Source organism: Legionella sp. ST3F1, assembly GCF_048553315.1.
Classification (GTDB): Bacteria; Pseudomonadota; Gammaproteobacteria; order Legionellales; family Legionellaceae; genus Tatlockia; species Tatlockia donaldsonii.
On sequence record NZ_JBLZIO010000003.1, the window covers coordinates 112,547 to 127,328 of the forward strand.

The following is a 14,782-nucleotide window of genomic DNA, read 5'->3' on the forward strand; positions in this document are numbered from 1 at the left end:
GGTCCCCATCGTCTAGAGGCCTAGGACACTGCCCTTTCACGGCGGTAACAGGGGTTCGAATCCCCTTGGGGACGCCATTCTGGCTAGTCAATTCTTAAATTTAATTCTATTTTTTTCTCAGAGATAACTTTTCTTCTACTGATGCTTATCGAGTGTTCCTGTATGTTACAAAATCTAAATAGGGGACTCGCAAAAGCCAGCTAATTCAGCTATATACTATAACAGGAATGATTCTGCATAAGGTTTCTGCTATGGACATGAGAAAACAAGTTTTATCACTTTCCTTGCTTAGTCTGTTATCCACTCCAATTTTCGCTGATACCCAGGAAGGGGAAGCAGCTTTTAATCAGCAACGCTATGAAAAAGCATTCCTTCTTCTCTCTGATGAAGCGGCAAAAGGGGATGCTAAAGCCCAATATTTGCTGGGTAAAATGTATTATAACGGCCAAGGTGTTGCTTTTAATGCTGAAAAAGCGGAGCAATTATTACTTTCTTCTGCAAATCAAGGGAATGTCGACGCCCAAGTCTTGTTAGCAGGTTTTTATTGGCATCAGAATACCCCTGAAGGATTTCGCAAGTCACTGGGCTGGTATCAAAAAGCGGCTGATCAAAATAATGCAGATGCACAATATGCGTTAGGATATATGTATCAATATGCTAATGGGGTGCCGCAAAATGACGAGATGGCCATGTCATGGTACAAAAAATCAGCTGCACAAGGAAATTCTGATGCCGCCTTAGCAGTGGGTTTTATGTATGATTCTGGTGCCGGGGTAGAAAAAGATTTTGCTGAGGCGGCGAAATGGTACGAAAAATCTGCAGACTTAGGTAATACCAGTGCGTTATATAACCTTGGTTTATTATATAAGTTTGGTGATGGTGTACCAAAGGATGAAAGTAAGGCCTTCCAATATTTTCAAAAAGCTGCTGATCAGGGGCATGCCAAATCGCAATTAGAAGTAGGGTATTTCTATGATACCGGTAAAGGTGGCCAAACGGCTGATTTACAAAAGGCGGCCCTGTGGTATCAAAAAAGTGCCGATCAGGGTAATCCCAATGCTCAGTTTAATATAGGTGATATGTATTTATATGGTGATGGGGTCACTAAGAATATCGATCAGGCAGTTTCATGGATACGTAAATCTGCGGAGCAGGGTTTTGGAAAAGCACAATATAAGTTAGGTGTTTTTTACCGTGATGGAATTGGTGTTAGCACTGATCCAGTCGAGTCCTATGCCTGGTTCACTGCTGCAGTCGGAAACGGTTTTAATGATGCCCAAAAAAATCAGGATGAACTTGAGAAAACACTAAGTGAGGACCAACTCAAGAAAGCCAAGGAGTTAGGAAAAAAATATACAGAGCGATATCAGAAAAAATCCCAGTAAGCGAACAATAATGTGTCTTTAAGCGAGTAAGACTATGAAAGAAAAGCACTACGCCTACAAAATAACGAGCCAATCCTCTGGGCTGCTTTGCACACATTCGGAAATTGAAGAAGAGAAGATGCTGGATTTATTGCAAGAGATTCAGCGGAACGACTCAGAGGGGATTTATTGGATTTTTAAACAACTGGGCGATCAGCCTAAAGAACCGCTTTGTGTTATTGATTGCCTGCATCAGCGAATTTATTACCATTATTCTGGTGATGTGGAAGAGTTGGCCAGTACAATTAAAAAATTGAGCAAATAACATTCCTTTGGCATCGCTAAAGGAATGTTATTCTGTAAAAGGAGACCGTCTTGTTGAACGAGTTCCAGAAGATAGTTTATAGTCGTTCAAAAATAGTACGGGTATTGAAGCCAAACAATCGTTCATGCATGCGATAAGCATATTCGTCAGTCATATTAGCAATATAATCACAAACTACTCTGAATGCAGTTATTTCATCATCTGTTTGATGAAATAATGCACGATTTTTATTATCAAGCAAGCTGGCAGGATTAGAGCTAATGGCTTCAAATAGTCTTAGCACTACTGTTTGACCACCGTATTCAAAGGTACGGGCTTCCTGAGAATCAATGACATGACGATAAATACATCCCATCAAGTAATTGAGTAAGGAGGCAGCTTGAGGTAATAAACAAATATTATGCTTTAACAAATTATTTTCAAAATCATCATTCGTTATGGTGATTTGTGTCGCAGTAATAAAATAATTAACCATTTCACCAATGGCTTGTTTCCGTTTATCAAGTTCCTGGTTAAATAGAAAATCAAGTAATTGTTCAGCGTTTTGGCTAAGTTGGGTTGCAGCGAGCAGTTGGCGGAAATCGGTATTATCCAGTTGTTCTCGGTTTATCAAACGTAAATGAATGGCGTCTTCCAGATCATGCACACCATAAGCGATATCATCAGCAATATCCATAATAGAACAGTCGAAACTATGATAAGCAGGTTTCCCATGCTGTTGTTTTTGAGGTGCTTTCTGCAGAGATTGAAACAGGGTTTTATCCTTTTCACTGAAGGGTGATAGCAGCCAATCAATTTCTGGTTGCTCACAATCGAAGTAAGCTTTGGGTGGCAGCCAATCATTTATGCGAATAGTTTTATGGAGTGATTCGACTACTTTGGGCATCTCTGTTGCTACTACTTTTGAACGACTAACTGGATATTTGAGTATGCCAAGCAAGGCTCTGCGAGTTAAATCAAGTCCATAGATGCCATAACTGTTTTCTACTTTGGTTAATAAACGTAAGGTCTGTCCATTCCCTTCAAATCCTCCATGCATACGCATCATATAATTTAAAGCAACTTCTCCACCATGGCCGAACGGAGGATGACCAATGTCATGCAGTAAACAAATGACGGAAATCAAATCATCATTAGGAAGTAAACCGGGTAATATCGATTGCTGGTGGTTGGCAGATAAATTACGTACGATACTGCGGCCAATAGAGGCTACTTCGAGAGAGTGTGTTAAACGCGTACGATGAAAATCACCTTCATCAGTACCTAATATTTGTGTTTTTCGTTGCAAACGTCGGAAGGCAGGGCAATGAATCACCCTGGTACGATCGCGTTCGTAGGGATCGCGGTGATCCTGGTTGCCACGCTGATGGGTTTGTCCTGAACGCCTGTGAGTCCACATATTGCTATATCAAATTGTCAAAAATAATAAACCCCATACTGTATGCGATAGCATCAACTGAAACAACACAAGAGGCTAAAGTTTTTTGAAATTCGGCAGATAACAAGAGTCAAAGGGGAAAAGAAGCTTATCTATCCCGATAAAAATAAGGCTTACTTTGCTGTGAAGGCTGCAAAATAAGTGATAAAAGGGGGAAGCGCTATGAATAAAAAAATACGTTTGTTGGCTCTAGGCCTTTGTGCTACCACATTAACTGCTTGTAGTAACTATCAACAAAGCAGCTATTACACCACTTACCAACCCTATGTGTATACAGATACCTATTATCGCCAGGGTTACAATGGGGGCGTAGATTATGGTTATCAATCGCCAACGGGTGGACAAGTGACTGTACCTGACTCCTATTATGTTGGGGCTTATCATTCACCTACTTCCCATAAAGACGTGGATAGAAATTGGGTGAATAGCCAAAATCCACAAGGATATACCATTGAGGTTGCTGAAGGTGAGCGGCCTGCCCAGGTAGCCGGCAAACTCTATAAATTACCTAAGAATGACCGAAGGGCACAAATTAAATACAACAAAAATGGCAAAACCTACTACAAGGGTGTATACGGCAGTTACAATAATTACGAGGATGCCCAAAAAGCATTAAATAATTTACCAGACGACGTAAAACAGAGTGCTGGCGTTAAAAGTTGGAGTAAAGTACAAGCTAATGAAGATTATTAGAGGATGTTAACCGTTTCTACCTGGGCACTTTATGGACTGTTTTCCATGCGGCAAGGTGAAACCCTGGCTACAAGGGGTTGTTGGAAAAAAATTTAGCGTGATTGATCAAGATACTAGCCCCAAGGGCGAGGGATGTTTATTTTGCTGAAATAACAATCTGTAATTTCACTACACCCGCCGTAGGGGTTCGTTCCGCACTAAACTGTTTAAGGACAATGGCATAACTATTATTGAGAGTCCACAACCAGGATAAAAAGTAGTTAAAGGGAACCAGTTCATACGATAATTGAATGTCCCCTGCGCTAGTTTGTTGCAGTTGGTAGGGAAAAAAGCGTAAAGACCCAGTACCTAACTGATTGCCAATTAGGGTTAGTAGTTTGGCATTACTGATAGACTGCTGTATTTTCTGTTTTTTAGGTTGTTGACGAACTTGTTGCATCCAGGTCAGTGTCTGTTGTTTTTCAGATAATTGTGCGGTTTTGTTACTAACAGCTGTTGTTAGGGGCGAATAAAGCAATAGATGAAACAAATAGAACAAGGCAAACAGGGAGCCAATACCAACCATCCAGCGTTCACGTTCATTCAGGTTATTCCAGAAATTTCTCATAGATTTAACTCCAGGATACCAACAACCTGCTCATTGGTAGTGGCGGCTTGAGTTTGTTTAACCTTTACCTTCTTTTGTTGTAACCGAGTTTGTAAATCTTCCAGCTCAGCAAAATTTTTGGTTGCCAATGTGACCAAAAGTGTTTGATTTTGGAATCGAAGTTGTTCAAAAGTGATATTGTTGCTATTAAAGGTACTGGCTAGTTTGTCTAATAATACCCAAAAAGTGGTATCCATATTACCATGATTTGCTTTGAGCAATTGATTGATACGAAATCGTGGACTAATAACCTGTTGTGCTTGTGGGAAAAACTCATGGTAGATAGTGGCTATTTTTGTATCGATCTGAGCGAGATCCTTATTAAGAAAATACAGTTTCACTGCATTCACAGCAAGGATACTTAACAGCCAAACGATACTCATTGCTATGGCTGCCTGGTACCAACGTTTGGTTTTACCAGGAGTACTGCTATGTTGTAATTCACCTTGGCAAAGATTAATTGCTTTACTGTTTTGTAAGCGCTTTGCCAACCAGCAATACCAACTGTCTTCTGTTTCTTTAATGGATGGTGCTAGTTCCTTCATTAATAATTCATTACTGTCTTTGAACCGGTAAAAACTGGTTTCAAGCTGTGATTTACAATAAAGGGCTGCCAGTTCAGGACTTAATGCGCCTTGAAAATGAGCGTCATTTACCAGGATATTTGTGGGGGTAACAGCGGCTTCATTTTGTTGTAGTCCAAACCAATCAAGGGTCAAGCTATCAAAGCGTATACCCTGATTGTCAAAGGTGTTAATTAATTCGGTAAGAAAGCGTTTATCGCCAACGACCACGAGATAATGGCCCGCCTGATAATGGGCTCGGTCAAAAGCAAAATGCAAGGAGTCAACATTTTGGGCAAGTTTATCTTCAAGAGCGAAAGGAATGGCAGCGCGGGCTTTTCTATCCGCAAGCCAGGGTAATTCGACTTGATGCAGGGTGAAGAAATCTGTTGGAGCAATAACGATTGTCTGTGCATTCTGCTGTAGTATCTTTATGTCAGTAAAAGAGCGTTGTGCGAGGGGGGCTTCAACTTGGCCTTGTTGTCCAAGGCTCAGGCTGAGGCAGCTATCATCATTCAGGTATTGGGTGAATAAAAAGCATGTGGCCACACGTCATCCTTGATTAACAATCGAGCTTCATAGTGTTTTCTCGCTAACATTCATGACTGTTCGCGATCCAAGATTCCAGATCGAAATTCGGTACAATGATTCCCGCGAGCGAATCGCGGGATCACCTGATTAAGAGCTTACACGTAAGCGTATTTTTTGCCAACGGCTGCAGCCGCCCATTGGCTTTTTAACTGCTGTGACAATAAATAAACAGCCATAGCATATTGTGGACTGGTATTGTAACGGGTTATCACGTAGAAATTGGGATAAGCCAGCCAAAATTCTTGCCCAGTTTGTGTGGTTAACTCAATCAAACCAACTCTCGCCGGTGTGTTGACTGAAGCGGTTAACGGTTTGATTCCTGCAGCAATTAATTGATTAAGACGATAGACAGCCGTTTTATAATTCGTATTGATTTTCTTGTAACGAGCACCCTCGACTACAGCGGGTTGAGCAACACCTTGATTGATTTTCCAGCCATGTTTATGGAAATAGTTAGCCACACTGGCAATCACTGCGGCATCATCGTTCATTAAATCTTTTTTAGGATTGCCGGTAAAATTAGCTGCATAGTAACGATAACTGCTAGGCATAAATTGTGGTTTGCCCATTGCGCCAGCATAAGAACCTAAATATTGGGTTGGAGAGACATGGTGCTCACGACAGAGTAATAAATACTCACCAAGTTCTTTGCTAAAAAATTGAGAACGTTTGGGATAATTAAAAGCCAAGGTCGATAGGGCATCAATAACGCGATAATTTCCCTGATGTTTACCATAAAGTGTTTCTATACCGATAATAGCAACAATAACATTTGCAGGAACACCATATTTTTTTTCAGCTTTTTCCAGAGATACACGGTTAGCTTTCCAAAACTCCATACCACCTTGTACGCGTTGTGGCGTTAAGAATAATTGCTTATAAACATCCCAGGTCTTTTTCTCATAAGGTTTTTCCATTGATTCAATGATTTGCGGCTGCAGCTGGACATCGCTCATTATCTGGGTCAGTTCTTTCTTGTTAAAACCATGCTGCTTAACCATTTTATTGATAAATTGCTGCACGTCCTTACGTTGTACAAACGCTGGATCTGCTTGTACAGCATAACTGCTAAACAGTGTTAAGAAGGCAAAGCAGAGCATGATTAATCGTCGCATTGGTTATCCTTTAAATTGGAATCAAATCGACTAATTTTAGGGTAAAAATGAAGCAACAGCAATTTCTTTTACAATTTGATCCAGCCTGGAGAGAGGCGGCGAAATGGAAGGAATACTGTAAAAAGTTCTTTGGCATTTCATTTCATCCCTGATGGGCTGTAATTTCTGCTGCAAATGAACCCCCGGTAGTCTTCTTTCGAAGGCGAATCGATTGGCGCATCACTTGTCGATACGGTGCTTGAATGCGTCTGTACTGGAGTCTGTACACTGCGGTTCTGCGCGCTGTTTTTCCTGGCTCTGATCGCAATGAAGAGCGTCTCGGAAGAAGTCTATTGAGATGACTACTTTCTGGACGCTGATAATTAAGCTAGAATAGCGCAATTTATTAGTAGGTTTTTTCAGTTGAGTGATCTAACGCGAATTCGCAATTTTTCTATTATTGCCCATATTGATCATGGCAAGTCGACCCTTGCTGATCGATTCATCCAACTCTGTGGTGGTTTATCTGACCGGGAAATGGCAGAGCAGGTGCTTGATTCCATGGATATCGAGCGCGAGCGTGGTATTACCATCAAGGCACAGAGTGTATCACTAAATTATACAGCTCAAGACGGTAAAACGTATTTACTCAATTTTATTGATACGCCAGGCCATGTTGACTTTAGTTACGAAGTGTCTCGTTCACTGGCTGCTTGTGAAGGAGCGATTCTTGTTGTTGATGCAGCACAGGGTGTAGAGGCGCAAACGGTTGCTGTTTGTTACACAGCCATTGATCAATCGCTGGAGATCCTGCCCGTTCTCAATAAAATCGATTTACCGCAAGCTGAACCGGAGCGGGTCATTGCAGAAATCGAAGATATTATTGGCCTTGAGGCCCATGGCGCAATTCGTGTCAGTGCTAAAAGTGGCCTTGGTGTTGAAGATGTACTCGAAGCCCTGGTTGCCCGTATTCCCCCACCGCAAGGTGATATTGAAGCACCGTTGCAAGCGTTGATCATTGATTCATGGTTTGACAGCTATCTTGGCGTCGTTTCCTTAGTACGCATAGCCAATGGCTCAATGCGTAAAGGGGACAAGATGCGAGTCATGTCAACTGGCAGAACCTACGAAGTGGATCAGGTGGGTATTTTTACCCCCAAACGTACCAAATTGGAGGTATTGCAGGCAGGAGAGGTTGGTTATGTGGTTGCCGGTATTAAAGAGATTCAGGGAGCACCTGTAGGGGATACGTTAACCTTGGAAAAAAATCAGGCGTTGAAACCTTTACCGGGTTTTCAACGAGTTAAGCCTCAGGTTTATGCCGGCCTTTTTCCAATCAGTGCAGATGATTTTGAAGCGTTTCGCGAAGCGTTAGCGAAATTAAGCCTTAATGATGCTTCGCTCTTTTATGAACCTGAGTCTTCAGAAGCCTTGGGCTTCGGTTTTCGCTGTGGTTTTCTGGGGATGCTGCATATGGAAATTGTGCAGGAAAGACTCGAGCGCGAATATAATCTTGATTTGATTTCGACAGCGCCGACAGTCGTTTACCAGGTGATTACGACCAAAGGCGAAACGGTCATGATTGATAATCCCTCGCAATTACCACCGTCACAACAAATAAAGCAAATGTTCGAACCGATTGTGCGGGCAAGTATTTTGGTTCCCCAAGATTATCTGGGACAAATCATCAGTCTTTGTGTTGAGCGTCGTGGCGTACAAATCAATATGACATACAGTGGTCGCCAAGTCTCGGTGGTTTATGATTTGCCAATGAGTGAAGTGGTCTCCGATTTCTTTGATCGTTTGAAATCAGTGAGTCGTGGTTATGCCTCTTTGGATTATAATTTTATACGCTTCGAGGAAGCAGATTTGGTGAAAATGGATGTTTTGATTAATAACGAGCGTGTTGATGCCTTGGCTGTTATTGTCCATCGCGATGCCGCTTATCATCGTGGCAAAGCCTTGGCAGATAAAATGCGTGAACTGATTCCGCGCCAGATGTTCGATGTTGCTATTCAGGCTGCACTAGGGAATCACATTATTGCCAGACAAACAGTAAAAGCGTTGCGTAAGAATGTAACGGCAAAATGTTATGGCGGCGACGTAAGTCGTAAGCGTAAACTGCTTGAAAAGCAAAAGGCCGGTAAAAAACGGATGAAGCAGGTGGGGCATGTTGAAATCCCACAAGAAGCTTTTATGGCAGTTTTTCAAACTGATCGAAAAAAGTAAATCAGGAAATACTAGGGTCTGGTAATCATTCATAGGAACAAGCATGAATTTCGCTCTGTTATTAGTCGTTCTTTCTTTGTTAAGTGGAAGTGTTTATTTACTGGATGTTTTGTTCTGGGCTAAGAAACGTAAGCCTGAACAGAAGCCTGGACGTATTATTGAATACTCACGTTCTTTTTTTCCAGTATTCTTTATTGTCCTTTTATTGAGATCCTTTCTGGTGGAACCTTTTCGTATCCCTTCCGGATCTTTGGAACCGACGTTATTGGTAGGTGATTTTCTTGCAGTCAATAAATTTGCTTATGGGATTCGCTTGCCAGTCTGGGAAAAGAAAGTAATTCCTATTGCGAATCCCAAATCGGGTGAAATCGCTGTTTTTCGTTGGCCACCTGATCCGAGCTATGACTATATCAAGCGAGTCATTGGCGTCGCGGGGGATAAGGTAAGTTATCATAACAAGGTTTTGACGATTAACGGGAAAGAAATGAAACAAACTTTTGTTGAATACACGGTCGATGAAAGTTCGGGTAAGGCCGTTGCTAAGTATCGAGAGAATCTGAATGGCATAGAACATGATATTTTTGTGCGGCCTGATGTTCCTGCGGAAGATTTTGATGTGGAGGTCCCTGCCGGGCAGTATTTCATGATGGGTGATAATCGTGATGACAGTGCTGACAGCCGTTTTTGGGGATTTGTAGAAGACAGCTATTTGCGCGGTAAAGCGTTTCTGGTATGGATGAGCTGGGATAGTAAAACGTCGAGGATACGTTGGTCAAAGATAGGTCGTTTAATCAATTAATCGCCTATACTAAACGTGAGTTCTAATGAGTAACGGGGTAGATATTGGTACAGGGTGATTTGCAACGTCTAAGCAGACGATTAGGTTATGAGTTTAAAACACTTGCCTTGTTAAAGCAGGCTCTAACACACTGTAGTGCTGGCAGCGAAAATAACGAACGTTTTGAGTTTCTTGGGGATTCCATCTTAAGTTTTGTTATTGCCAATGCTTTGTTTGAAATGTTTCCTGAACAAAGTGAAGGGCAACTAAGTCGTTTGCGTGCTTTTTTGGTTAAGGGAGAAATGCTGGCAGAAATTGCAACAGAAATTGAGCTAGGGGATTATTTGTACTTAGGGCAGGGCGAATTGAAAAGTGGTGGTTTTCGTCGGGCATCCATTTTAGCTGATGCTCTGGAAGCAATCATTGCGGCTGTTTTTCTCGATGGTGGTATTCAGGCCAGTCAACAACTTATTCTTAGCTTGTATCAGTCGCGCCTGGATGATGAGGGCCTGCACGATAATTTAAAAGATGCTAAAACCCAGTTACAGGAATATTTGCAAGCTGAAAAACGGCCTTTGCCAGAATATAACCTGACCAAAATCGAAGGTGAAGAGCATGAGCAGGTTTTTCATGTCAGTTGTAAGGTGAGTGGTTTTAGAACAGTAACGTCGGGGCAGGGGCCCAATCGCCGTAAAGCTGAACAGCATGCCGCAACATTACTGCTGCAATTATTAAAAAAACCGTCTTCATAGGCTCAAAGAAGTGAATCGAGTTCAAAACTCGAGCGTTGATTTAAATCTTTACCATGTTGGCGTAGAAACAATTCAGCTGAATGTCTACCTTGTTCGCGCAACATGCATAGAAAAGGCCATTCAGCATTAAGTTTTGAGGAATAGCCGAGGTGAACCATGTCGTCACTGGCAATGCGATGAATCCGCATTTTTGCCCAGCGCGTGCCTTCACACTGTCCCAAGTCTGCAACCTGCCTTAATATTGCAATCATACGTAATTCTTTCATCAAGGTAGCATTGAAAGCCACTTCATTCAGCCGATTAAGAATCTCTCGTGCACTTTTAGGCGTTCCAGGGCGTTCAACTGGATTGATCTGTATTAAAATGGTATCGCTGGATTCACATTCCTTTACGAGCGGGGTGATTGTGGGATTACCTGTATAACCGCCATCCCAATAGGCTTCACCCTCTATCTCGACTGCCTGGAATAAGGTTGGCAGGCAGGCTGAAGCCAGTAAAACATCCGGTGTTATTTCTTTATTTCTAAATACCTTACCTTGACCGGTTCTCACATTCGTTGCTGTTACGAATAATTTTATAGGCGATTTAGCGAGTCGTTTAAAGTCAATGCTCTCATTCAAAATAGCACGCAGGGGATTAAACATCATGGGATTAAGGTCATAAGGAGAATAAAGACGAGATGCAAAATCAAAAGCAAGAAATAAAGGTGAGTTATCCAGTGTCCATCTCCCTGCAAGGATATCCCAGATGCCACGTTGAAAAGGACTATAAGCGGCAGCTTGAGAAACTCGCAGCCAAAATTCTTCAAGCGCTTTTTTCCCGCCCTCAGGACCGCCTTCGAGGTAGCCACTCGCTAATACGGCAGCGTTCATGGAGCCGGCCGAGGTCCCTGAAATGCCCTCAATAAGCAGGCTTGGCTCCTCCAATAACCTATCGATAACTCCCCAGGTGTAAGCGCCATGTGCGCCGCCTCCTTGTAACGCCAGGTCAATTAATACCGGGTTTCGCGAAGAAAGAATGTTTTTTGTTTTCGCTGGCATGAACTCTTATCCATAAGAGATATCGATATAAAAATCTTAGCACAGCTTTCATGCTGATTCTTTCATTATGGCTGTAAGAAATGTACGCCTCGAGTAAAAGCGTCATGGTGGTCTAAACTGTCGTTTTCTTCGATGATTTTAGAGCACTGCTCGTTAAAAACCAGGGCATAGAAATTGTCTGTCGTTCTATCACGTATAGTTACTATGAGAAGAAGCAAGAACAGAAGAATAGAATTATGATGAGGGTAAAGGGACGCTTCGGAAGCTGTTTTAACCGTTTGGTACCTTGCTTCGCCAGGTGTTATCCCTCTGCCAGCAATCCCATCCCCACATTTATGAAAAATTCCTGCTACACTACCGGGAACCCAATTGGTTTTTCCATCCAAAGTGACCTGCGTACCCTTTTTCACGTTGTAATGGGTATTGATAATGACTTTTTGCATGTTTCTTAGATAGCGGCGATCCTCTTCATCAGTGTTCAAAACCTCTCCCTTCAATACAAGAGAGTCTCTTTGCCGCGCAATAACCTGATTAGGTCTTGGGTTAGTAAATCGAATCGTATTATCGCATTGATACAGTATTTTGGTGATGTCGTCAGCAAATTGGGAAAGACAGTCACCTCGTTTCGCTCCATCTAACCGGTCTTTAAATGTGCTACGACTATTTATTTTCATTGCGTAAAGAGCATCTCGCTCTTCTCTTGGCAAGGATTCTACGAAAGCACAGAGGTTTGCAAACGCTCTTTTTTTTGTGTCAACCCTGCGACGGTAGAAGAAACTGTCGATACGGTTTTCGGCATCAAACTGATTGGAGACCAGCTCAGCATAGTCTTTTAAAGCAGCGAATGCCGATTTACTCAATTTTCCGTTCATCGTGTTGACATAGGCAAGGTAGGCTGCACGGTGTGAACACTCCGGATGAGCAATAGTTTGGGCTGCATTAATATTTTGGCGAGCATAAAAATTTTCCAATCGGCCGGTTTCTTTGAAGTTCGCCAGGATGTCATCAAAAGTAAGTAGATCAAATTGAACGCTTGCTGCAGCTGGATTGCCTCCTGCACCTGGCCCGCCAACGAGAGCTACCTCTTCGCCTACTCCCTCTGCTACTAGTGCAGGGATCTGGAGGGGCGTTCTACGCACGGCACATAAATCAGAGTGCTTCATGGTATAAAGATTATTTGCCAGTAAATCGTAATCCTGTACCGCACCAGGTAATAAGAAATGATGATAGTTTCTTTCGCCTTTGTACAAGGCGATGAGCTTTGCGATATTAATTAAGTCTGTATGTTTGTCGCTATTATTTTTACCATACAGTTCTTTATAGAAATCGTCTTGTGCCACAAAAGAATGAATCGCCTTAATAAGCTTACCCATAGTAAGCGTTTCAAAGTCTAAAAGGGCAAAGTAGTATCGATTTTTATTCAGAGACTTTAATTTTGCAAGAAGTGTTTCCCAAATAAGTTCTTGGGATACGAGTTGCTGGGTCTCTTTCCACTGTTCGTCGGAGGAGCAGTTATGATTATAAATTGTTACAAAGTACTCAAACATTGTGAGCCTCTCTGATTAATAATTGCTTGCTTATTAAATTTTGCGGCAGTTATAGATCAATTTTTGCACCATGCTACCATTAACAACAATTTTTTGTCAATTATTTTGCTCTGTGAAAAACAATTAGTCACTGTGAAAAATTAAGAATGATTAATTATCCTGCAGGAAAGAATGAAATCGTTCATAAGAGTATAATAATTATTTTATTTGGGTATACACTATCTGCATAAAATTTATTCTATGGCATTGATGATCCAAGCTGATGAGTTTTGATTTTCGCAAAGAATGTCTACTAAACTTAAGAAGAAATAAAGCAGTCGAGTTAATAATGGGGATTTGTTGCTGACTAAAGGAAGAGGAAATGGGATTATTCAAAAGGCTGGTTTGGCCATTCGTTTTATGTTTTATTCTAAGTATTTCTCCAAGTTATGCTGATACGAATGTTAAGGTCGGTACAGTTTTTTTTGATCCCCCTTTTGTGATGTCAGTTAATCAAGGTTTCGATATTGATTTGATACGTGCCATTTTCCAACGAATGAAAACGTCTTATGAGATTATCCCGATGGATTACAATCAGTTATTTACTGCGCTAAATGACGGGACAATTGATATTGCTATCGGCGGTATTTCTATTTCTCCTGACAGAGAAGCCGTTTATATTTTCACTTTGCCTTATATGGTGAGTAAGGGGCAATTTTTAATTTTGAAAAACAGCGGTATTAAATCAATCGATAACTTACAGGGTGGAAAAGTTGGTGTTATAAGGGGGGAAGAGCAGGGCGGAGTTTTTTATAATTATTTGTCTACCAATTACATTAATCAATTCCAACTGATGAAGTTTGATGACATGGAAGATATTATTACGGCCTTAAGTAATAAGAGCATTACAGCAGCCTTTCTTAATCAACCCACAGCTGCTTATTGGGAGCAAAATGGCGGTGGCCAGTTTAAAGCTTTGGGACAACCTGCAATTATAGGGTCTGGTTATGGGATTATGGCTTTACCAACCCATTCAGCCTTAATAGGAACGATTAATCAGCAATTGCAGGGCATCGAAAAAGACAATACTTATCTAAATCTATACGGTACTTATTTCTCTGATTGATGAAACCCTTGTGTGGACTCTGACCAAGATCTTGGGAATAATAACCTCTAGTTCTTCGTATCTTCCTTTGCATGAGGTTATCTATGTCTTCTTCATTTTCGCGTCTGGATTGGTTTGATAATGTTGAACAACGTCCTCATCCCTGGCCTGGATTAAACTGGTTGACTGCGATGTTAGTCGTGCCCGATGTTAAAAAGGCAGTGTCATTTTATGAAGAAGTCTTTGGTTTTGTTCCTATTTTTGAACTACCTGATGACCAGGGCGAGTTGGTTTTTGCCCGTTTGCGTTATAGGGGGTGTAATTTTACCCTAAGTCAAGAGAGCGCTTTTAATTTTGAAGGGGGTTCACCGCAGACTACGAATAATATTCCGCCGTTTATTTTTTATGTGTATGTCGATGATGTTGATAAACTGTATGCTCAAGCTATTGCTAAGGGATGTCGATCCCTGGCTGAACCGAATGTCCAATTTTGGGGAGATAAAACAGCACGTCTTGCTGATCCCTTTGGGTATCGTTGGGATATTGCGTTAAAAGTAGTTTAGGATTAACAGAATGATTGATTAACGGGGTTGCTTCACTATCTTGAAGAAACCTGCCATCAGGCTAGGGGGGGAAGG

General features: G+C 41.6%; 14 protein-coding genes and 1 tRNA gene. 9 read left to right on the forward strand and 6 right to left on the reverse strand.

All coding sequences use genetic code 11. The annotated features are described in order from the left end of the window. Window position 1: 1 nt before the first annotated feature. From ACN4Z1_RS03800 to ACN4Z1_RS03810, 3 genes are all read left to right on the forward strand, one after another. Window positions 2-77, forward strand: a tRNA-Glu gene (locus ACN4Z1_RS03800). Between the two features lie 174 nt (window positions 78-251). Further along, window positions 252-1,385 carry an SEL1-like repeat protein gene (locus ACN4Z1_RS03805; RefSeq protein WP_228363184.1) on the forward strand — a complete coding sequence of 378 codons (1,134 nt, stop codon included), beginning with the start codon at window positions 252-254 and terminating at the stop codon, window positions 1,383-1,385. Between the two features lie 34 nt (window positions 1,386-1,419). Next, window positions 1,420-1,689 (forward strand): hypothetical protein, encoded by a 270-nt coding sequence (locus ACN4Z1_RS03810; RefSeq protein ID WP_115220694.1) that lies wholly within the window; start codon window positions 1,420-1,422, stop codon window positions 1,687-1,689. A 76-nt stretch (window positions 1,690-1,765) separates the two neighbouring features. Here the strand turns inward: ACN4Z1_RS03810 and ACN4Z1_RS03815 are convergent, their stop codons facing one another. Then, a complete protein-coding gene (locus ACN4Z1_RS03815; protein ID WP_228363183.1) occupies window positions 1,766-3,088 on the reverse strand; it encodes an anti-phage deoxyguanosine triphosphatase in 1,323 nt (440 codons plus the stop codon). A gap of 201 nt (window positions 3,089-3,289) precedes the next feature. Here ACN4Z1_RS03815 and ACN4Z1_RS03820 point away from each other — a divergent pair, with 201 nt between their 5' ends. Then, window positions 3,290-3,820 carry an SPOR domain-containing protein gene (locus ACN4Z1_RS03820; protein ID WP_228363182.1) on the forward strand — a complete coding sequence of 177 codons (531 nt, stop codon included), beginning with the start codon at window positions 3,290-3,292 and terminating at the stop codon, window positions 3,818-3,820. Between the two features lie 136 nt (window positions 3,821-3,956). Here ACN4Z1_RS03820 and gspM read toward each other — a convergent pair whose 3' ends face one another. The 3 genes from gspM to mltB all read right to left on the reverse strand — a co-directional run bounded on the left by gspM (window position 3,957) and on the right by mltB (window position 6,735). Next, entirely contained in the window at window positions 3,957-4,427 is a 471-nt protein-coding gene (gene gspM / locus ACN4Z1_RS03825) for a type II secretion system protein GspM (RefSeq protein ID WP_228363181.1), read from the reverse strand. Beyond that, window positions 4,424-5,578 carry a type II secretion system protein GspL gene (gene gspL, locus ACN4Z1_RS03830; protein WP_228363180.1) on the reverse strand — a complete coding sequence of 385 codons (1,155 nt, stop codon included), beginning with the start codon at window positions 5,576-5,578 and terminating at the stop codon, window positions 4,424-4,426. The genes gspM and gspL overlap by 4 nt, the downstream gene beginning before the upstream one ends. Window positions 5,579-5,715: 137 nt before the next feature. After that, window positions 5,716-6,735: a lytic murein transglycosylase B gene (mltB, locus tag ACN4Z1_RS03835; RefSeq protein ID WP_115220699.1), complete on the reverse strand. Its 1,020-nt coding sequence runs from the start codon at window positions 6,733-6,735 to the stop codon at window positions 5,716-5,718. A gap of 402 nt (window positions 6,736-7,137) precedes the next feature. On the opposite strand from mltB, the gene lepA reads away from it, so the two are divergent. From lepA to rnc, 3 genes are read left to right on the forward strand one after another with little or no spacing between them, the layout of a single operon-like run. Next, on the forward strand, window positions 7,138-8,943 hold the full coding sequence (gene lepA, locus ACN4Z1_RS03840) for a translation elongation factor 4 (RefSeq protein ID WP_115220700.1): 1,806 nt from the start codon (window positions 7,138-7,140) through the stop codon (window positions 8,941-8,943). Between the two features lie 43 nt (window positions 8,944-8,986). Beyond that, on the forward strand, window positions 8,987-9,742 hold the full coding sequence (gene lepB / locus ACN4Z1_RS03845) for a signal peptidase I (RefSeq protein WP_115220701.1): 756 nt from the start codon (window positions 8,987-8,989) through the stop codon (window positions 9,740-9,742). Window positions 9,743-9,783: 41 nt separating this feature from the next. After that, window positions 9,784-10,473 carry a ribonuclease III gene (gene rnc / locus ACN4Z1_RS03850; protein ID WP_228364062.1) on the forward strand — a complete coding sequence of 230 codons (690 nt, stop codon included), beginning with the start codon at window positions 9,784-9,786 and terminating at the stop codon, window positions 10,471-10,473. Between the two features lie 2 nt (window positions 10,474-10,475). Here the strand turns inward: rnc and ACN4Z1_RS03855 are convergent, their stop codons facing one another. Further along, window positions 10,476-11,513 carry a patatin-like phospholipase family protein gene (locus ACN4Z1_RS03855; protein ID WP_228363179.1) on the reverse strand — a complete coding sequence of 346 codons (1,038 nt, stop codon included), beginning with the start codon at window positions 11,511-11,513 and terminating at the stop codon, window positions 10,476-10,478. Window positions 11,514-11,578: 65 nt separating this feature from the next. Then, entirely contained in the window at window positions 11,579-13,060 is a 1,482-nt protein-coding gene (locus ACN4Z1_RS03860) for a hypothetical protein (protein WP_228363178.1), read from the reverse strand. A gap of 361 nt (window positions 13,061-13,421) precedes the next feature. Here ACN4Z1_RS03860 and ACN4Z1_RS03865 point away from each other — a divergent pair, with 361 nt between their 5' ends. Next, window positions 13,422-14,165: a transporter substrate-binding domain-containing protein gene (locus tag ACN4Z1_RS03865; RefSeq protein ID WP_228363177.1), complete on the forward strand. Its 744-nt coding sequence runs from the start codon at window positions 13,422-13,424 to the stop codon at window positions 14,163-14,165. Window positions 14,166-14,248: 83 nt separating this feature from the next. Beyond that, window positions 14,249-14,707 carry a VOC family protein gene (locus tag ACN4Z1_RS03870; protein ID WP_228363176.1) on the forward strand — a complete coding sequence of 153 codons (459 nt, stop codon included), beginning with the start codon at window positions 14,249-14,251 and terminating at the stop codon, window positions 14,705-14,707. Window positions 14,708-14,782 lie beyond the last annotated feature (75 nt).